The following is a 17,885-nucleotide window of genomic DNA, read 5'->3' on the forward strand; positions in this document are numbered from 1 at the left end:
CTCTACTCCCTTCAGGCGGAGGCTGGGCCCCGTCCCTTTCGTTGAATGGCATGCTGATAAATGTTCCTGAAAAACACTTTCCGGTCGACCTTCAGGTTTGAAGCCGCCGCGAGATACCGCTGGAGGAAACGAACGGCATCCCGTCTGGAAACGATCCCGAGAAAAGAGCTGAGCAGGCTTCCCAAATCTTCAATCCGTCGCGCAAGCGAAATCTCTCTTGAAATTCGGACCGACTCCAAATCGACAAAGGTCAAATGGACCTTCCCCTCCGCCGGATAGACGAGCACATTGCTCGCTTTCAAATCGCCGTAGAACATTCCGGCCCCATGCAGCGTCGCCAATGCGCCGGCCAGCGTCTGGAGCAGGTCCTCTTTCTCACGCAACCGTACTCCATCTGCACACCCTTCGTATAAGCGCGCATACCGTTGATGGACCGCCTCCGCCGAGGGAATCTGTTCCACCAGAAGATACGATTGGAGCAGGAATCCGCAAAGTCTTCTCTCCAAAAAGGCGATCGGCGTCGGCGTCGGGAGCGATGCTTTCATCAGCGCCTCGCCGGCGCGCCACGATTTTCTGGCGCGGGAGCGGACGAAGCGATTTCGAATCCACTTTTTGAACCGGACCCGGCGGGTAAAATCATCCACTTTGACGAAGAGCGGCTCTTTTCGACCGGACCGCTCGATTTCAATCACAAGATAGAGACGGTCCTCCCGCGCATGCAGCAGCGGATAGCGATTCTCCGCAATCGCCTCCGGAAGCCGATCGAGAAAATGTCGAAAGGAAGGATCCTCATATTCGGCATTCACCTCCCCGACGAGCCGCCCCTCCTTCAAGGAAATCGGAACCGTCTTTAACAATCGGGCCGACCCCCGGCGACGATCTCCCGGTAGAGCGCCACCATCTCCCGAGCGGCCTTCTCGGGCGGATATCGCTCCGCCTCCCGACGGGCCGCGCGTCCCGTCCGTTCCATGAACCGGGGGTCGCTGCGGGCTTCATTATAGAAAGAATTGATCTTCTCTGCAAGCAAAAGTGAGTCGGTCGGATCTTTTAAAAGCGCCCCGTTCTCCCCCTCCCGGACGATCTCCGCCCCGCCGCATCCCGCATTGGTAATGACCGGCAACCCGCTCGCCATCGCTTCCAAATGGACCTGCCCAAACGGCTCATAAAGGGTCGGGAAGACGAAGAGGTCCGCCGACGCATAATATTTCTCGATCTGTTTCTGCGGCCCCAAAAACCGAACCGACGCGCCGATACCCAACTGCGCCGCCCGCTGCAGATAGTTGATCGAGCGTCCCCGGCCGAGGACAAAGAGAACGATCTCCGGCGTTTTCAGCACTCCGAGCGCTTCGATCACACAGCGAAGCCCCTTTCGCTCGAATCCCGATCCGACGAAGAGAAGGAGAAATTGCGATTCGGAAACCTGGTGCCGTTTTCGGATGACCCCCCGAGACGCCTCTCGGTTTCTCGGATGAAACCGCTCCAAATCAACGCCGTTGTAGATGACCGTCACATCGTCCGGTCGGACCGGATAGAGTTGGACAATCTCCTCTTTCACCTGCTTCGAGATGGCGATGATTTTTTTATAGTTTCCCCTTTTGAAAATGCGCGATTCGATCCGGAGAATCAGCCAATGAAGGGGGTTGAGAAAAACCAAAAACCGTTGAAAGGGAGAGAGGCGTTTCGTCCGCGCCGACAGCCAGGCGCGATGGCATCCATCCTCCGCCCAATAAATATCTTGCGAGACGGTCTTGTCTAGGCTCTGGACGATATCAAATCGATGTCCGCGCAGCCGGCGCTTCGCGAACCAGGCAAAGGTTAAGACCTTGAGAAAAGAGAGCCCGCCGATCATCGGCACCGGGTGAAAGGTGATTCCCGCCAGACGGTCCCCGGTCCATTGATGGGCGAAGAGATGCACCTCATGGCCCGCTCTCTGAAGATCGAGCATCAGCTGGGTCAGGTGCTGCTCCGCGCCGCCGTGAAAACGGTAGCTTTTTCGGACGAACGCGATCTTCATGGCGCGCCCGCTTCCGTGACCCAAATCTTTTTCTCTTGCAGAAGGGTCTGATACAATCGTTGAATTTTCTCCATCATGATCGCATCGGTAAACTCGGCCGCGACCCGCGCCTGCGCCCGCCGCCCCATCGCCTCCGCCTCCGAGGGGTTCTTCAACAGAAAGCGGATCTTCTCCGCCAGCGCGCCGGCGTCATTCGGCGGAACGCGCAGGCCGAACTTCTCGGAGGGAAGAATTTCGACATTCTCCACGATGTCCGAAGCGATCACCGGCTTTCCCGCCGCCATCGCCTCCAACAACGCATTCGAGAACCCCTCGTTCAACGACGGAAAGACGAAGAGGTTCATCAGCGCCAGATAATCGGGGACCTCCCGTTGAAGTCCGGTCAAAATCAGGCGATTGCCCAGGCCTCGGCGCGCCCCCTCTTTCTCGAGCGCCTCCCGCTCCGGTCCTTCGCCGACGATGATGAGATGGAGATCGGGAAACTCCGACTGCAGCAGCGAAACCGCCTCAATCAAAAGCGCCTGTCCCTTCTCCTTCGCAAGCCGGCCGACGGTCCCGATCACCGGTGCGGCGGCCGGGATCTTCCATTTTACGCGAAGGTCCTCTTGCAGCGCCGGTCTCATAAAGCGGTCGATGTCGCATCCGTTATGGATCACCTTGATTTTCTCTTCCGGAAGATGATCATACCGGATCAAATCCCGCTTCACCGCGTCCGAGACGGTAATCAGCCGATCGGTCCCCCGCGCCAAGAGCCAGTTGACGACGGAGCGATGCCGCTTTCGCCGGGCATAGGTGTTGTGAAACGAGGGGAGGATCACCGGGACGCCGGCCGAAATCGCCGCAATCCGACCGTAGAGGTTTGCGTGAAATTGATGCGTCCGAAGGATCGTCACCCGCTGCTCCCGCATCAAGCGGCGAAGGAGGCCGACGAGCCGCAGATCGAAGGTATGTCGCTGCATCCGATTCAAGACGATCACCGGGGTGCCGTCCCGCTCGATCGCCTCTCCGGTCTCTCCCTTCTCTTTCATGCAGCAGACGATCGGCCGAAACAGCCGCCGGTCATAGAGGCGGACGACCTTACGCAGCTGGTTCTCCACCCCGCCGGACGGAAGCCGCGAAATCAGATGGAGCACCGTCACGGGAGCGCGCTCAGCCATGATCGGCTCCATAGAGGGAGAGAAGGGTATCGACCCGGTGCGCGACGGTGTGATCCTTCAAAACACGGCGGTAGGCGCGCTCGGCAATCTGACGCCGGGTCTCCTCATGATCGAGGTAGTATCGGATCAGCTCCAACAGCTCTTTTTTGTCGTTGTAAGCAATGATCTCTTCGCCGATCTTGAAATGCTTTTCCAAATCGGCCTTCCGATCGAGCAGCTGGAATCCGCCGCAGGCGGCGATCTCGAAGGTCCGGTCGTTGATCCCGGTGATGTCGTTGAGGGGGTGATGGGGGTTGAGCGAAATCTTCGACCCGCAGACCACCTTCGTCTTCTCCTCTCCCCAGACGCTTCGTCCCTGGACCGCCGGCCGAATCGGATCGTCGGACGGGAGGGAGGCCCATCCCTTCCCCCAGATCTTCAGATCGAACGCCTGCAGCTCCCGCATCAAAAACCCTCGATACGGATAGTGCGACCCGACGAGGGAGAGATCGGCGCCCCACCCTTTTTGTTCCTCCGGCGTCAACGCGACGGGACGGCAGACGTCGGGATCGGCGGCATGCGGAAGATAACGGACGTTTTGAAATCCGATCTTCGTCAACGCCGCCAACGCATACGAATCTTTGATGAAGAAGAAATGATATGGCTCGATATTCCGGAATGGCATCATGTGAAGCGGGTTGTCCGGAAAGAGGTTCATCATCACCGTCGGTGTTCTGTTCCGGATCTCCCAGAGCGCCTCGGCCTCGACCGAGCCCCCCTTAAAGACAATCATCAGGTCGGGACGCTCGGCGACCACCCGGCGGACGAGATCGCGGTTCATCCGCCGATGCCACCAGGCTTTCACCCCCTTGTTCTTCTCGATGAATGCAAAGAGATTCCGCTTCTTGTAGGCGAAAAAGTCGACCGCATGGCCCCGCTGCTGCAGCAGACGATGGAACGACCAAGCGATGTCGCTTTGGAAACGCCCCCCTTTCTCGTCATATTCGGGACCGACGATCAAAATCTTCATCCGATTCTCAATCCTTGCTCCAACATCGGCCGAGAGGCCCGCATCGCAGGATATTCTGAAAGGTACCCCTCCAGGATCTCCCGTTGCGCGTCGATCGGGAGCGACCGGACCTGTCTTCCGAAAAAGCTCCGGAGGTCGTCGAGCGCCATCGCCGCAGCGCGGGTAGGATCGGCTTCGCGGCAACCTTCATTATCGAGGAAATAGATTTCGGGCGGACCGAGCGGCTCGACCGATCGGACCAAGAAATTGGTGACGTTCAGATCGCCGTGGATCATCCCCTCCCGGTGGAACGCCCCCAACAGCTTCCCGATCCGTTCGAAGAGCCGGCCCCCGCTGTAACAGTCGAGGAGTTCTTTCTGTTCAAGGAGCTTGGAGAGGCGGACCCCCGCCACCTCTTCGGTCACGAAAAACGATTTGCGGATAAAGCCGAGCCGCCGCTCCTCCCCGAGCGCCAAAAGGGGCGGGGTCAGGAAACCCCGCGCATCCATCCAGCGCCCCGCGGTCCAAGCGCGATGGCCCTTCGACGCCGCAAAGGGGGCCGTCATCGCATGCCGCCAATGGTTGTAGAGAAAGACCTTGAGATAAACCGGCCGCCGAAATGCTTCAATACGATAGACGGCGGTGTTCACCGAGCTCGGAATCCGCTCGATCTTCTCTAACGCTCGTGGGGCGTTCAACTCTCCGGAGAGAAACGCAATAAAGGCCGGGCTGTTCCAGTCGGTCCGAACGGTCAAATGCAAGCGCCCGACGCGCCGCTCCAGATAGGGCGATGCGGCGGGCATCTCGGTCGGAGCGGAGAGATCGGTGGCATTCAGCGGTTCCATCCTCTCTTTAGACTCCGATTGCCGGCAGGAGACGGATGACGCTCGGCTCGCGTCGCGCCGCCTTTAATAGAGAGAGGCTCCGGTCAATCTCTCCGATCACCTCTTTCGGCGTCATCTCCTCCAAGCAGCGGCTCCGCTTGCTCCCGCCGCAGCCGTCTTGGCTGCAGGGAACGCAGGAGAAATCTTTGATCACCGTCGTATGTCCCTCTCCCCAGGGCCGCCAGAGCTCCGCCACCGAGGGGCCGAAGAGGGTGACCACCGGCGTTTCCATTGCCGCGGCGATATGCATCGGCGCACTGTCGACGCCGAAGAAGAGGTCGGCCCGCTTGGAGAGCGCCGCCAGCTCGCGAAGGCTGGTCTTGCCGACCAGGCTCATCGGACGGTGTCGGGTGAGAGAAAGAATCCGGTCGCACTTCTCTCGTTCAATTGCGGCCGGCCCTCCGGTCAACACGACATCGACCCCCCGTTCCCCGATCAGATGATCGATCGCCGCCGCCATCGCGTCATCTTGCCAGCATTTGAAGATCCATCGCGACACCGGATGGACCTGCACCAAAAACCGTCCCTCCGCCTGCCGCCGCTCCGACCACCCTTGCGCGATCAAGAGCGAGAGGAGCCGGTCTTCCTCCTCTTTGGAGAAGAAGAGCTCCGGCCGTTTCCGAAGCGGCTCATATCCGAGCGCGCGGATCGATTCCAGATGCCGCTCCACCATGTGGGTGTGGGTGTTCGGCACCTGAAAGGGAAGGTTATAAATCATCCGCATCAGCCGCGCCGGCCGCTGCGTCGGAAGGAGCCCGACGCGATGGCCCGCCCCCGAGTAGAGCGAGAGAAAAAGGCCGCGGTCGCCGGTGGTCAAATTGACCGAGAGATCGACGTGAGCCGACCGGATTTCTCCCAAGACCGCCCGCTCCCGCCGAAGCCGCTCCATCGCCGGGAGCGCTTTCCACTTCGGATCGACGACGATGATCCGGTCGATGAATGGATTTCCCTCTAAAATCGGCGCCGACTCCTTGAACACCGCCACCGACATCGTTGCCTGAGGAAACGCCTCTTTGAAAGCGCGGATTGTCGGCGTCGAGAGGAGGACGTCGCCGATCTGGCGAAAAAGCATGATCAGAATCGATCGGACCTCCTCCGGCGCAACCCCGATCATCTCCCGCCCCTCTCCAGCGCCGCGTGATAGACCGTCTCGACCTGATCGAGCATCCGGTCGAAACTGAACTCTTTTTCAACCCGCGCCCGACCGGCCCGTCCCATTGCAGCCCGCAGGGCCGGCTGTTGAATCAATTCCAAAATCTTCGCCGCACACGCGTCCGAATCCCGAGGAGGAATGAGATATCCGTTCACCCCCTCTTCGATCACCTCCGGAATACCGCCGACCGTCGTTCCGATCACCGGTTTCTCCATCGCCATCGCCTGGAGCAGCGACTGCGGTACCCCCTCATTCGCATAAGAGGTGAGGACGACGATATCCAGGCGACTCAAGACCGCACGGATGTCGGTCTGATATCCGAGCATCTCGATCCGATCGGTGAGATTGATCCGGTCGAGGAGCGATCGGAGCCGCTCCTCTTCCGGTCCGTCGCCGACGATATAGAACGCCGCCTCCGGCATTTTTCGCAAGACCTCCCGCGCGGCGTCGATGAAGTAGGTATGGCCTTTCCAGTCTCTGAGAAAGGCAACCATCCCGACGGCCGGCACCCCGGCGGCCGGCGGGACCGGCTGAAAATGGCCGAGATCGACCCCGGTTGGGATGGAGATGATCCGCTCCGGCGCAAGTCCACTCTCCTCGATGAGCAGACGGCGGGTCGCCTCCCCGGTGGTGATGATCCGGTCGGGACGCCGATAGAGCCAGGTCGAAAGCCAGCTCCGTCCGACCGGGGTGGAGAGATGCCGTGTCCGGATCAGCCGGGGCCTTCGGCCCGAAAAGCGGGCGGCAAAAAGGCCGAGCCAGCTGTCGCGCGAGCTGTGGGTGTGGACCAGGTCGATTTGATGTTTTTCAATGACCTCGAGAAGCCCCTTCACCGCCGCGGGGTAGCCGCTCTTCTGCATCGGGACCGCCTCGGTCGGCAGGCCGGCTTCTTGCGCGCGGGCAAAAATAAGAGCGTCGGGGGGCGCGGCGACCACCACCGTGTGGCCCCGTTTGACGAACCCCTTCGCCTCGGTCAAGATCCGGATCTCCTGGCCGCCCCACGCCAGGGACGCTTCTGTATGCAAAATCTTCATCTTTTTCTAGCCGACCTTGATGATCATCAACACCAACATCACGAGAATCCCGAGCCAGGTCCGGTGCTCCCGATGTTTCATCACCAGCCCCCAGTCGAAGCTCCCCGCCTCGGAAGCGCCGCGGCGCCAACGGGGGAAGAATCGGGGAACCGTCGTGACATACGCCGAGAAGCGCTCGCCGAACCTTGCAGCAAGCCGTTCTTCTTCCTGCCGGATCGTTGAGCGATAAATAAACGCAAACCCAAAGAGGAACAAGAGGAGGAGCACCCAGCTCCGGCCCATCACCACGAAGCCGAATCCCAAGACCCCATTCCCCAGATAAAGGGGATTTCGCGTAAAGGCATACGGCCCGGTCGTCGCCAGCTCTTGATTCTTCCGGATGTAGCCGGAGGACCAGACGCGGATCGCTTCTCCCAGGAGAACGAACGGGATCCCGGCGGCGATGGAAACGAACGAAGGCCGGGCAAAAAACCAGAAAGCCGCTCCCATCAGCAAGCTGGTGACAATCCGATTTTTTCCGACCAACTTTGAGAGATCAGTCATCCCTCTTTAGGCTCCTTCTTTGTCGTTGTTGCCGGCTTCGCCATTTGGGCGAGCTTGGCATATTTGAAATAGGTATACCGGCTGTAGAGCCGCGCCAATAGAAAACCGTCCCATCCGTCGAGAAAACCGAGACGGAGGAGATACATCCTGATGAAGGTCGTCCAAGGGCGGAGCGTCAGATCGAGGGCGTTCGCTTTTTTCCCCCGTTCGAACAACTCCTCCGCCGCCAAGGTGGAATACCGCTCCATCCGCTCGAAGTAGGCCTCCAGCGACCGGTAGGTATAGTGCTCCAGCGGCGTCTTTAATCGGCCGACCGGGCCGTCGACCGAGACCGCCTCGTGGACCTTTCGATCGAGAAAGCGCCCTTCCTTCCGCTGAAAGAGCCGCAGCACATAATCGGGAGACCACCCGCCGTGGCGAATCCAATGCCCGAGAAAGAAGTTTTTTCTCGGGATCAGATAGCCGGCGGCCGGAGAGGGGGCGCCGATCGCGCGCTCAATCTCCTCTCTTAAGGCCGGGGAAACCCGCTCGTCGGCGTCGAGGCTGAGGATCCAATCATGCGAGGCCTGGGCCACCGCCCAATTCTTCTGCCGGGCATACCCTTCCCAGGGATGATGAAAAACCTTCCCGGTAAACCGCTTTGCGATCTCCACCGTCCGATCGGTGCTCCCGGAATCGACGACGACGATTTCATCGGCCCAGGCCACGCTGGAGAGGCAGGCGTCGATCTCTCCCGCCTCATCGCGGGTAATCACCGTGACCGAAATCGGAGGCCGGCCCGTGGGGGGGGTCACGGGAGCTTGACGGCCTCGTCGATCAGCATGATCGGGATATCTTCCCGAATCGGATAGAGCAGTTTACACTTGGGACAGGCCAACCCATCCCCCTTCTCATTCAATTGAATGTCCCCTTTGCACTTGGGACAGGCTAAAATTTCGAGCAAATCTTTGTTGACCGCCATATCTTCTCCTTATTCAATGGTGGATTTCGGATTGCGGAATGAAATACAAGCGCTTCATATTTTTAATCCGCACTCCGAAATTTCCTTTATCACTTCTTCTACACTGATCGCCCGCATGCATTCGTTTTCTCTCACGCAGCGGTTGCGGTGGCAACCGGCACAGGAGAACTCCTTCCGAATAACTCTGTTTCCTGCGCCATAGGGACCGACCTTCCTCGGATCGGTCGGACCGAACAATGCGATCACCGGCGTGCCGACCGCCGCTGCCAGGTGCATCGGACCCGAATCGTTGCAGATGAACGATTGCGCGCGGCGGATCAAGGCGGCCAGCTCCGGCAGGGTCGTCTCCCCCGCGGCATTCCCTGCCGGCTGTTTCATCATTCCGACAATCCGGCCGACCTCTTCCCGCTCGCCGCGGCTGCCGACGAAAACGATCGAGCGCTGCTTCTCTCCAATGAGCCGGTCGGCCAGCTCCGCGAAACGGGCCGGCAGCCACTTCTTGCTCTCCCAACGGGCGGTCGGGTGGATCACACTAAACGGTCCCGGGGCGGAGAGGCCGATCTTGGGAAGGAGCCGATCGACCGCCCGGTCTGCCTCGGCCGAGATTGAAATCCCGAAGTCGATTCGCGCCACATCACAGCCGAGCGCCCGCGCCACCTCCCGATACCGATCGACCGCATGGACGCTTTGCTCCGGAACCACCACCCGGTCGGTATAAAACCAGGGGGCCCCTTCTCTCGCTGCGGCAAAACCGACCCGGACCGACGCCGTCGTCGCCGCCCCCAACAGAGCGCTCCGCGACAGCCCTTGCAGATCGACCACCAGATCGAACGGCCGCCGTCGAACCGCCCGGATCAGCTGCGGGACGGCCCCCCAGGCAAACGGCACGGCGATCACCTCATCGATATAGGGGTGTCCGGTCAACACCGGCGCCCACTCCGACTTCACCAGCCAAGAGATCCGCGCCGACGGATATCCCTTCCGAATCGCGCCGACCGCCGGGAGGGCATCGATCACGTCGCCGAGCGAACTCGGCTTGAGGATGAGCACCTCTCGATAATTCCGTCCCGTTATTCCGCGAGCCACTCCCGCCTCCGCAGATCGTCCAAGATCCAATCGACGGCGGCGGCCAGGTCGGCGGCGACCTGGTCGGGCCGGCTTCCCGTCCGGCGCATCTCCTCGAGAGAGCGCTCGCCGTAACCGGTTCTCACCAACACCCCCTTTGCGCCGCCGCGCGCCAATCCGATGTCGAGCGGCTTGTCGCCGACGACATAGGAGCCGGTCAGGTCGATCTGATGCTCCGCAATGGCCCGCTCAATCATCCCCATCGCCGGCTTGCGGCAGTCGCAGGGAGAAATCTCGGGATGATGCGGGCAGTAATAGACCGCATCAAGATGCCCCCCCGCCTCCGAAAGAAGGGCCTGAAGATGGCGGTGAACCTCGCCGACCTGCTCCTCGGTAAAATAGCCTCGCGCGGCGCCCGACTGGTTTGTTACGATGATAACCGGAATGCCGCGCCGGTTCAACCGGGTAATCGCTTCGATCGATCCGGAGATCGGCGTAAAGCGGTCGACCGTGCCGATATGCCCGACATCCTCGTTAATGGTTCCGTCCCGGTCGAGAAAAACGGCGATCTTCCGGCGCCCCAGCCGCGCCAGCTGCCGCTCCGCCGCCGCCCCGACCGCCTCGGCCGAGACCCGCTCCATACAGCGATGGTCGATCGGACAGACCCGATAGGTGCAGGGGGCGCAGTCGACTTTGTTTCGGACGATCAGATCATCGGCCCCCGCCGGAGAGGTCGCATCGGGATTGGTCGGTCCGAAGACCGCCACCACCGGCACCCCCAAGGCGGAGGCGACATGCATCGGCCCCGAATCGTTCGTGACAAAGAGCCGGCAGCGGGCGATCAGCGCCATCATCAGCCGGACGGTCGTCTTTCCCGCGACCACGACCGCCGGGTGGGTCATTTTCTCTCGGACCTCCTCGGCCATCGCCACCTCCGAAGGACCGCCGAAGAGGACGATCCGGGCGGGATGCAGATCGAGCAGGCGGTCGGCGACCGCGGCAAACCGGACCGGGTCCCACCGTTTTGAGGAACCGTACGCCGCACCGGGATTAATTCCGATCACCTGCTCCCAGCGGGCGACTCCCTGGGACAGAAGAAGGTCCGAAGCGGCCTGGCGCTCCTTCTCGGTGAGGGTGAGATAGGGCGCCTTGAGGTCGGGCGCGCCGCCGACCTGCTGCATCAACCGAAGATAAGCCTCTCGCTGGTGGACGGGACCGCCTTTGCGCGAAAGAGATCGCGTCAGCAAAAGGCGGCGGCCGTCGGCGGCATAGCCGACCCGCTCCGGAATGCCGGCCGCGGCGGCGACGAAGGCCGCCTCAAACGCATTCTGGAGGAGAAAGGCAAGATCAAATCGCCCCTCCCGAACCCACTTGATCAGCCGCCAGAGACCGAGCAGACCGGCGTGCCTCCCGGGGGACTCATAGAGCATCAGCCGGTCGATGTCGGGATGGTGCTCGAAGAGGGCGGCGACCGGCGGCTTGGCGAGCAGCGTGATCCGGCTCTCCGGAAAACGGGCGCGCAGCGCCGAGAGGGTCGGGATCGCCATCACCGCATCTCCGATCCAATTGGGGGCGCGAACTAAGATTTTTTGATAACGCTTCATTTCAGCTTTTCAGCGTCGGCGCTCAGCCTTCAGCTTATTCTGATTCGCTGAGGGCTGGTGACGGATCGCTTTATTTCGGCTGTGTTTTCCATCGTCGATGGACCCAGAGCCATTGATCGGGATAGCGCCGGACGTACGATTCGATCGTCCGTGTAAAGAGCGCGGTCGCCTCGCGAATGTCCCGCTCCAGATTGCCCGTCCGCGGGATCTCCAGCGGCTTCTCGACGATGACCCGGTGCCGATTCCCCTCTCGAACGATGAATGCGGGAAGAAGGGGAACGCCGGTCCGGAGCGCCATGATCGCGAGCCCCTTATGCGTGGCCGCCGGCCGGCCGAAATAGTCGACGAAGACCGCTTCGCTCAAGGCGGTGTTCTGGTCGAGGAGAACGCCGACCGTCTCCCCGGCCCGCAGCCGCCGCATGATTTCCGCCGCCGAGGTCCGCTTGTTTAAGACTCGGTTTCCGTAACGCTCCCGCCAGCCGTTGATCATCTCATTGAGGTACGGGTTATCGAGCGGCCGCGCAACAACCGAGAGCTTCATTCCCAAGACGGCTGCGGCCGTCGCCATCCACTCCCAATTTCCAAAATGGGCGGTGAGAAGCAAGACCCCTTTTTTCCCCTCGGCGGCGGCGGTATAGTGCTCCATCCCCTCGAAGGTTGTCCGCTGCATCAACAGATCGGCGGGCCGTCCCTGGATCCAGACAAACTCGGTGACCGACCTCCCCAGATTCTCGAAGACCCCGCGCGCAATTCGCCACAACTCCCGCTCGTCTCGCTCCGTTCCGATCGCCGTTTTGAGCGCCTCGAACGTAATCCACCGGTGTCGGCGGTCGGCCAGATAGAAAAGCCGTCCCAGCGCGGCCCCGAAGGCGACGGCGATTCGAAACGGCAGGCGCTGAAGAAATAAAATCAAGATGCGTGCGAGGAGATATTCGAGCTTTTGTCTCATTCCTTACAGCCTATGCCGCCCTCAACATCGGCCGCCTTCAAAAAGAAGCGGCCCCCATTTTTCCTGATGATCCCAAAAGACCACCTCGACCCGCACCATCCAGATCTCCAGCTTTTCGGTCTCTTGGGAAAGAAGGCCTTTGATCTTAACGGCATCTTTTTCGGTCGTTACGACACGGGTCACCCCTCTCTCCTGCGCCTTCTTTTGAATTCGGCCGAGATCATCCGCCTGATAGCGGTGATGATCTCGGAAGTTGATCTGCTCCCGCAGATCGACCTGCAATTGCTTCAGAAGGGTCGCAAACGAGTCGGGATTTCCGATCCCGCAAAAACCGAGAACCGGCTCCCCCGCCAGCGCCTCGGGAGGGAGGGTCGCTCCGGTTCGCACATTCATCCAGGCCGTCGGTTGGAACATCGTTCGAACGCAGGGACGGCCGAGCCGTTCGAGCTCGCCGATCCACTCCGATGCATCGGATTGATCTGAAGAACGGGTAAAGATGACCACATCGGCCCGGCGGACCTCGGAGAGCGGCTCCCGAAGGGTCCCCCGCGGAAGGAGGGCGCCGTTTCCAAAGGGATTCGTCGCATCGACCAGGAGCAGATTGAGGTCTCGGTGGAGCCGAATATGTTGAAAAGCGTCGTCCAAGAGAAGCACATCGAGCTTGAATCGGTTGAGGAGCCACCGGCACCCTTCGAACCGGTCGGGCGAGACGATCACCGGAACCCCCTTCAGTCGCTGGGCGATGAGGTACGGCTCGTCTCCGACCGCCGATGGATCTTCCAAAATTTCCTGGCCGTCCGAGACCAATCGAAGCGGTCCTTTGTAGGTCCCTCCATAGCCGCGGCTGACGACCCCGACCGCCGCCCCCCGCCTCTGCCACTCCTCGGCCAGGAAGATGGTAAACGGCGTCTTCCCCGTTCCGCCGACCGTCAGATTGCCGACGCTGACGACGCGGCAGTCGACCCGCCGCCGCTCGAGAAACCCCTTTTCATAAAGCAAGATTCGAAGACGGCAGAGCAGGCCGTAAAGCGCGGCAAGCAGCGTAAAGGGGAAGAGAACGACCTCGGAGAGGCCTCTTCCTCGATTCCAAATCCATCGCCAGAGGGCGACCCGCCGACTGGATTTTAATTTTCGAGCCACCGGCCCACCTGCTCCAGATTCCGCAGAACCGCGCCGCGATTCGCCAACACCACTTGGTAGGCCGCTTCGCCGCGTTTTTTTAACTCCTCGGGATGTCGAATCAACCAGAGCATCTGCCCCCCCATCGCCTTCCCGTCGGCCACCTCGATCCCGCCGCCGGCGCGCCGGAGCTGGTCCGCAATCTCTTTGAAATTCGACATGTGGGGGCCGAAGAAGACCGCCTTCTTCGCAACGGCCGCTTCAAGGACGTTGTGGCCGCCGATCGGCGCCAAGCTCCCCCCGACGAAAACCAGGTCGGCCAGCGCATAATACCGATCGAGCTCGCCGATGGTGTCGAGGAGCACCACACGGGGAGTGATTTCGGAGGGCGGAGGGCGGAGTGCGGATTGAAAATCATTCCGCTCTGCGTCTGGAGCAGATCGCTCGGCCAGGACCGTCTTCCGGAGGAAGGGAACCCCCCGCTCCAAGAGAAGACGCTCCACCCGCTCCAGCCGCTCCAGATGCCTGGGCGCGATCAGCAGCCGGATCTGCTCGACATCGTCCGAGAGGATACGATACGCATCGAGCACCGCCGCTTCTTCTCCCTCATGGGTGCTTCCGGCGATCATTAATCTCTCGCCGGACCGGAGGCCGATCTTTTCAGCCAACTCCGCCATCCGCAATCCGAAATCCGCAATCGCCTCCGTCCCTCCCGCCGCCTGATCATACTTCATATTCCCCGTTGCCGAGACCCGCTCGGCGGGAGCGCCGAGCGCCCGAATCCGCTCCGCTTCCCGTTCCGTCTGCATCAGGAAGAGTCCGACCTCTTCGAGCACGTGCGAGAGGAAAAATCGGATCATCCGATAGCGGCGAAATCCCCGATCGGAGATCCGGCCGTTGATCAGAATGGAGGGGATCTTTTTTTTGGAGAGGGAGCGAAGGAAGTTCGGCCAGAGTTCGGTCTCCAGAAAGATGAAGAGGGTTGGGGAGACCTTCTCGACCACCGACCGGGTCACCCAGGGAAGGTCAAAGGGAAAATAGAGAAAGCGGTCGACCCCCCTCAATCGCTGCCGGGCCGCCGCCTGGCCGGTCGGCGTCACCGTCGAGAAGACGATCGCCGCCTCCGGATAGCGCTCCCGGAGCTTCCGGACGAAAAGCTCGGACGAGATCACCTCTCCCACCGAAACGGCATGGACCCAGATCACCCGCTTTCCGCGAAGCGGCGCAAAGAAATCGGTCGGATAGCGGCCGAGCCGCTGCATCACCCCCGCGCGATACGCCGGACGCCCCGCCAACCTCCGGAGAAGAAAGAGGAGCGCCGCGGGGAGCGAGAGGAGAATTAAAATTTGATACAGTCCGAAATAAATCCGCTTCATTGCATCCTATCAGCGCGGGGCGCAACGATCTCCTCACCCGTCCCGACCGGTGACCCCTTCTTCTTGAAACTGCATTTGGTAGACTTTCCGATAAGGGCCGTCGCGACGCATCAGCTCTTCATGTCGTCCCTGCTCCACGATTCTTCCCTGATCGACCACCAAAATGCAGCTCGCCCGCTGCACCGTCGAAAGCCGATGGGCGATCACAAACGTCGTCCGGTTTTGCATCAAGTTCATCAAGGCCTTTTGGACGATGAACTCCGATTCGGCGTCGAGCGCCGAGGTCGCTTCGTCCAAAATCAAGATCGGCGGGTTCTTCAATAGGGCGCGTGCGATCGCGATCCGCTGCCGCTCTCCCCCGGAGAGATTCGCCCCCCCTTTCTCGACGACGGTATCATACCCTTTCTGCATTTTCCCGATGAAGAGATGGGCATAGGCCGCCTCGGCGGCGCGGACCACCTCCTCGTCGGAGATCTGATCGAGCCCGTAGGCGATGTTCCATCGGACGGTGTCGTCGAAGAGGACCACCTCCTGGCTGACAATCCCGATCTGGCTCCGAAGCGAGGCGAGATGGATCTCTTGAATCGGGATGCCGTCGATCAGGATCCTTCCCTCTTTCGGCTCATAAAAGCGGGGGAGCATGTTCACCAGCGTCGTTTTTCCGGCGCCGCTGCTCCCGACGAGCGCAATCATCTCTCCCGGACGCGCCTTGAGGCTGATGTTCGAGAGGGTGGCCGATTGAATCCCGTCATACGAGAAGGAGACGTTTTGAAATTCAATCTCTCCCCGCAGGCTCGGCACCTTGCGATGGCCGGTATCGACCTCGCGCTCATTCCGATCGTCGAGGATCATGAAAACCCGCTCCGCCGCCGCGAGCGCCTGCTGCAAGATATTGTTTGCCGAGCTGAGCCCTTTCATCGGGGCATACATCATCATCGAGGCGGCCATAAACGAGAAGAAGGTTCCGGGGGTCATCTGATCGGAAATCACCTGATAACCGCCGTACCAGATAATCGCCGCCGCGCCGATGCTGCCGAAGGTCTCCATCATCGGGCTGGTCAGCTCGGAGACCGACGTGGCGCGCATTACATTTTTGAAGTAGTTGAGGTTCTTCTTCTCGAAGCGCTCGGTCTCGAAATCCTCCCGGCCGAACGCCTTCACGATCCGAATCCCGGCGAAGGTCTCCTGGAGAACGCTGGTCAGGTCGCCGATTTTCTCCTGCCCCATCCGCGCGATCTTCCGAAGCCGGCGTCCCACCCGAATCATCGGATAGGTGGCGAAGGGAATCGCAACGACCGAGGCGAGGGCGAGCTGCCAGTTTTGATAGAAGATCACGGCGGTCAGCGCCGCCATCGTCAGCGTCTGCTGGAAGAGATCCTTCACGACGGTGGAGACCGCCGTCTGCATCAATCCGACATCGTTGATGACCCGCGACATCAGCTTGCCGGTCGCGTTTTTGGCGTGAAACCCGATCGGCAGGAGCAAAATGTGATGGTAGAGGTTCTTCCGGATGTCGGCGATGATCCGATTGCCGATATACCGAACGAGGTAGGCCTGGCCGTAGTTGAAGGCCCCCTTCAAAAAAGCGACGACGATGATCGTCACCGGAAGGAGCATCAACATCTTTACATCTTTTCGAATAAAGACGTCATCCAACACCGGCCGGACCAGCCAGGCGTAGGCGGCGGTGAGCAAGGCCACCATCGCGCTGCAAAAAAAGGCGGCGCTCAGCGTCCAGCGATACGGCTTTAGAAATCCGAGCAATCGAAGATAAAGCTTCATCCGGTCCCTCGCGGTGACTTTCTCTCTCGCATCACCCTTCCCCTTTTCAATCTCTCTAAAATGACGGCCGCGGCACGGCTCGACGCGCCGGCGGCCCCGAGGCGCTCCGCCACCTCTTTCAAATCGCCCTTCATCCGCTCGCGCGCAACGCCGTCTTTCAGGAGGCGGCCGACCTCCTGCCGAATCCGCTCGGGAGAGGCCTCCGCCTGAATGAGCTCCGGCACGATCGGCCTTCCGGCGACGATGTTGACCAGACCGATCGATTTCAACCGGATCAGCCGCCGTGCCAGCCAGTAGGTGAGCGGAGAAAGCTTGTAGACGATCACCATCGGCGCCTGCGCCAGCGCCGTCTGGAGCGTCGCCGTTCCCGAGGCGACGACCACCGCATCGGACGCCCGAAGCACCTCCTGAAATTCCCCCTCGACACACCGGAGAGGAAGATCAACCCGCCGCGTGAGGTCCAAGACCCACTCCTTCGACAGGGAGGGAGCGACCGGGACCAACAGCTGCAGACCGGGGATCTCTTTTGCCAGCAGCGCCATCGCCTCGAGCATCGTCGGCAGGTGCGAGAGAACTTCCCGATGCCGGCTTCCGGGGAGAAGGCCGATCGTGGTTCCCTCGGGAAGCAGACCGCATCCCTCAAGATAAGCCGACTTCGACGGATACTTCAGTTGAGCCGAGGCGGCCTCGTCGAGCAGCGGATGGCCGACAAACTCGCAGGGGATTCCCGCTTCGGTATAGATCCGCTCTTCGAACGGCAAAATAACCAACATCTGATCGATCCGCTCCCCGATCGTCTTCACCCGACCGGCCCGCCAAGCCCAGACCTGGGGGCTGATATAATAGACCACCGGGACCCCCCGCTGCTTGGCCGCCTTCGCGAGGCGGAGATTGAAATCGGGATAGTCGATCAGGACCAGAAGATCGACCCCGCTCTCCAGCGTTTTGACCCCCATGCGGTATGCCTCCCATACCGACTTTAAATGGAGGAAGACTTCAAAAATACCGACCACGCCGAGCTGCGCGATGTCGAAGATCACTTCTACTCCGGCGCGCCGCATCGCCGTGCCGCCGAAGCCGACGATTTGGAGCGAGGGATCCTCTTTCAACAGCGCCTCGGCCAGCGCCCCGCCGTGGAGATCGCCGGAGGCCTCGCCCGCCACCATCATGATGCGGGCCGGATTGGGTGACTGCGCCGTCATTGGTTCAACCGCGATGAGAATGCGAAGTGTGGAGGCGCGTTCGGAGGGGAGAGA

At 60.8% G+C, this 17,885-nt stretch carries 16 protein-coding genes and 1 pseudogene; all 17 read right to left on the reverse strand.

Translation table 11 applies throughout. The annotated features are described in order from the left end of the window. Positions 1 to 11: 11 nt before the first annotated feature. The 17 genes and pseudogenes from HY282_03510 to lpxB all read right to left on the reverse strand — a co-directional run bounded on the left by HY282_03510 (position 12) and on the right by lpxB (position 17,831). Entirely contained in the window at positions 12 to 857 is an 846-nt protein-coding gene (locus HY282_03510; GenBank protein MBI3802809.1) for a hypothetical protein, read from the reverse strand. Continuing rightward, positions 851 to 2,014 (reverse strand): glycosyltransferase family 4 protein, encoded by a 1,164-nt coding sequence (locus tag HY282_03515; protein MBI3802810.1) that lies wholly within the window; start codon positions 2,012 to 2,014, stop codon positions 851 to 853. The genes HY282_03510 and HY282_03515 overlap by 7 nt, the downstream gene beginning before the upstream one ends. Further along, positions 2,011 to 3,171, reverse strand: a complete 1,161-nt coding sequence (locus HY282_03520; protein MBI3802811.1) for a glycosyltransferase — start codon at positions 3,169 to 3,171, stop codon at positions 2,011 to 2,013. The genes HY282_03515 and HY282_03520 overlap by 4 nt, the downstream gene beginning before the upstream one ends. After that, positions 3,164 to 4,180 (reverse strand): glycosyltransferase, encoded by a 1,017-nt coding sequence (locus HY282_03525; protein ID MBI3802812.1) that lies wholly within the window; start codon positions 4,178 to 4,180, stop codon positions 3,164 to 3,166. The genes HY282_03520 and HY282_03525 overlap by 8 nt, the downstream gene beginning before the upstream one ends. Beyond that, positions 4,177 to 5,004, reverse strand: coding sequence for a hypothetical protein (locus tag HY282_03530; GenBank protein MBI3802813.1), 828 nt, complete (start codon positions 5,002 to 5,004; stop codon positions 4,177 to 4,179). Before HY282_03530 ends, HY282_03525 begins: the two co-directional genes overlap by 4 nt. Positions 5,005 to 5,011: 7 nt before the next feature. Then, positions 5,012 to 6,157: a putative lipopolysaccharide heptosyltransferase III gene (rfaQ, locus tag HY282_03535; GenBank protein MBI3802814.1), complete on the reverse strand. Its 1,146-nt coding sequence runs from the start codon at positions 6,155 to 6,157 to the stop codon at positions 5,012 to 5,014. Continuing rightward, positions 6,154 to 7,230, reverse strand: coding sequence for a glycosyltransferase family 4 protein (locus HY282_03540; GenBank protein MBI3802815.1), 1,077 nt, complete (start codon positions 7,228 to 7,230; stop codon positions 6,154 to 6,156). The genes rfaQ and HY282_03540 overlap by 4 nt, the downstream gene beginning before the upstream one ends. Before the next feature lie 6 nt (positions 7,231 to 7,236). After that, complete coding sequence (locus HY282_03545) at positions 7,237 to 7,773, reverse strand: isoprenylcysteine carboxylmethyltransferase family protein (protein ID MBI3802816.1); 537 nt, start codon at positions 7,771 to 7,773, stop codon at positions 7,237 to 7,239. Next, on the reverse strand, positions 7,770 to 8,567 hold the full coding sequence (locus HY282_03550) for a glycosyltransferase family 2 protein (protein MBI3802817.1): 798 nt from the start codon (positions 8,565 to 8,567) through the stop codon (positions 7,770 to 7,772). The genes HY282_03545 and HY282_03550 overlap by 4 nt, the downstream gene beginning before the upstream one ends. Further along, positions 8,564 to 8,734 carry a Trm112 family protein gene (locus HY282_03555; protein ID MBI3802818.1) on the reverse strand — a complete coding sequence of 57 codons (171 nt, stop codon included), beginning with the start codon at positions 8,732 to 8,734 and terminating at the stop codon, positions 8,564 to 8,566. Before HY282_03555 ends, HY282_03550 begins: the two co-directional genes overlap by 4 nt. Before the next feature lie 54 nt (positions 8,735 to 8,788). Further along, entirely contained in the window at positions 8,789 to 9,820 is a 1,032-nt protein-coding gene (gene waaF, locus HY282_03560) for a lipopolysaccharide heptosyltransferase II (protein MBI3802819.1), read from the reverse strand. A gap of 575 nt (positions 9,821 to 10,395) precedes the next feature. Next, positions 10,396 to 11,403 (reverse strand): annotated as a pseudogene (gene waaF, locus HY282_03565) (lipopolysaccharide heptosyltransferase II). A gap of 70 nt (positions 11,404 to 11,473) precedes the next feature. Beyond that, positions 11,474 to 12,352, reverse strand: coding sequence for a lysophospholipid acyltransferase family protein (locus tag HY282_03570; GenBank protein ID MBI3802820.1), 879 nt, complete (start codon positions 12,350 to 12,352; stop codon positions 11,474 to 11,476). Between the two features lie 21 nt (positions 12,353 to 12,373). Further along, positions 12,374 to 13,492 (reverse strand): tetraacyldisaccharide 4'-kinase, encoded by a 1,119-nt coding sequence (gene lpxK / locus HY282_03575; protein MBI3802821.1) that lies wholly within the window; start codon positions 13,490 to 13,492, stop codon positions 12,374 to 12,376. Then, the gene (locus HY282_03580; GenBank protein MBI3802822.1) at positions 13,477 to 14,847 is read right to left on the reverse strand and encodes a 3-deoxy-D-manno-octulosonic acid transferase; all 1,371 of its coding nucleotides are present in this window, start codon (positions 14,845 to 14,847) and stop codon (positions 13,477 to 13,479) included. The genes lpxK and HY282_03580 overlap by 16 nt, the downstream gene beginning before the upstream one ends. 33 nt (positions 14,848 to 14,880) lie before the next feature. Then, positions 14,881 to 16,629 carry a lipid A export permease/ATP-binding protein MsbA gene (gene msbA, locus HY282_03585; protein ID MBI3802823.1) on the reverse strand — a complete coding sequence of 583 codons (1,749 nt, stop codon included), beginning with the start codon at positions 16,627 to 16,629 and terminating at the stop codon, positions 14,881 to 14,883. Continuing rightward, positions 16,626 to 17,831: a lipid-A-disaccharide synthase gene (lpxB, locus tag HY282_03590; protein MBI3802824.1), complete on the reverse strand. Its 1,206-nt coding sequence runs from the start codon at positions 17,829 to 17,831 to the stop codon at positions 16,626 to 16,628. Before lpxB ends, msbA begins: the two co-directional genes overlap by 4 nt. Positions 17,832 to 17,885 lie beyond the last annotated feature (54 nt).

The sequence above is a fragment of the Candidatus Manganitrophaceae bacterium genome, from assembly GCA_016200325.1.
Taxonomy (GTDB): Bacteria; Nitrospirota; Nitrospiria; order SBBL01; family Manganitrophaceae; genus Manganitrophus.

Excerpts from the sequence above, each read along its gene's own strand:
- HY282_03515 (MBI3802810.1), bottom strand. The coding sequence starts at position 2,014 with ATGAAGATCGCGTTCGTCCGAAAAAGCTACCGTTTTCACGGCGGCGCG.
- HY282_03520 (MBI3802811.1), bottom strand. The coding sequence starts at position 3,171 with ATGGCTGAGCGCGCTCCCGTGACGGTGCTCCATCTGATTTCGCGGCTT.
- HY282_03525 (MBI3802812.1), bottom strand. The coding sequence starts at position 4,180 with ATGAAGATTTTGATCGTCGGTCCCGAATATGACGAGAAAGGGGGGCGT.
- HY282_03530 (MBI3802813.1), bottom strand. The coding sequence starts at position 5,004 with ATGGAACCGCTGAATGCCACCGATCTCTCCGCTCCGACCGAGATGCCC.
- rfaQ (MBI3802814.1), bottom strand. The coding sequence starts at position 6,157 with ATGATCGGGGTTGCGCCGGAGGAGGTCCGATCGATTCTGATCATGCTT.
- HY282_03540 (MBI3802815.1), bottom strand. The coding sequence starts at position 7,230 with ATGAAGATTTTGCATACAGAAGCGTCCCTGGCGTGGGGCGGCCAGGAG.
- HY282_03545 (MBI3802816.1), bottom strand. The coding sequence starts at position 7,773 with ATGACTGATCTCTCAAAGTTGGTCGGAAAAAATCGGATTGTCACCAGC.
- HY282_03555 (MBI3802818.1), bottom strand. The coding sequence starts at position 8,734 with ATGGCGGTCAACAAAGATTTGCTCGAAATTTTAGCCTGTCCCAAGTGC.
- HY282_03570 (MBI3802820.1), bottom strand. The coding sequence starts at position 12,352 with ATGAGACAAAAGCTCGAATATCTCCTCGCACGCATCTTGATTTTATTT.
- HY282_03580 (MBI3802822.1), bottom strand. The coding sequence starts at position 14,847 with ATGAAGCGGATTTATTTCGGACTGTATCAAATTTTAATTCTCCTCTCG.
- msbA (MBI3802823.1), bottom strand. The coding sequence starts at position 16,629 with ATGAAGCTTTATCTTCGATTGCTCGGATTTCTAAAGCCGTATCGCTGG.
- lpxB (MBI3802824.1), bottom strand. The coding sequence starts at position 17,831 with ATGACGGCGCAGTCACCCAATCCGGCCCGCATCATGATGGTGGCGGGC.